This window comes from Acinetobacter sp. 5862 (assembly GCF_024494585.1).
In the GTDB taxonomy this organism is placed as follows: Bacteria; Pseudomonadota; Gammaproteobacteria; order Pseudomonadales; family Moraxellaceae; genus Acinetobacter.
This window is the reverse complement of sequence record NZ_JANHGP010000092.1, coordinates 1-793: the sequence shown is the minus strand read 5'-3', so window position 1 is coordinate 793 and position 793 is coordinate 1. Positions and strand designations below refer to the sequence as shown.

Sequence of the window (793 nt, the reverse complement as noted above, 5' to 3'; positions counted from 1 at the left end):
TGTATTGAATTTATCTTGAATACAACAACTGTTTGGGTGTTGTATAGTCAAGCCTCACGAGCAATTAGTATTGGTCAGCTTCACACGTCACCGTGCTTCCACACCCAACCTATCAACGTCCTAGTCTCGAACGGCTCTTTAGAGGAATAAATTCCTAGGGAAATCTTATCTTGAGGTAGGCTTCCCGCTTAGATGCTTTCAGCGGTTATCCCTTCCGAACATAGCTACCCGGCGATGCGACTGGCGTCACAACCGGTACACCAGAGGTTCGTCCACTCTGGTCCTCTCGTACTAGGAGCAGATCCTCTCAAATTTCCAGCGCCCACGGTAGATAGGGACCGAACTGTCTCACGACGTTCTAAACCCAGCTCGCGTACCTCTTTAAATGGCGAACAGCCATACCCTTGGGACCTGCTTCAGCCCCAGGATGAGATGAGCCGACATCGAGGTGCCAAACACCGCCGTCGATATGAACTCTTGGGCGGTATCAGCCTGTTATCCCCAGAGTACCTTTTATCCGTTGAGCGATGGCCCTTCCATACAGAACCACCGGATCACTAAGACCTACTTTCGTACCTGCTCGACTTGTGGGTCTCGCAGTTAAGCGCGCTTTTGCCTTTATACTCTACGCGTGATTTCCGACCACGCTGAGCGCACCTTCGTACTCCTCCGTTACTCTTTAGGAGGAGACCGCCCCAGTCAAACTACCCACCAGACATGGTCCTCGCCCCGGATTACGGGGCAGAGTTAGAACCTCAACATTACCAGGGTGGTATTTCAAGGACGGCTCCAT

General features: G+C 51.7%; 1 rRNA gene. It reads right to left on the bottom strand.

The annotated features are described in order from the left end of the window. Positions 1-43: 43 nt before the first annotated feature. Positions 44-793, bottom strand: a 23S ribosomal RNA gene (locus NO346_RS14650); the annotation flags it as partial.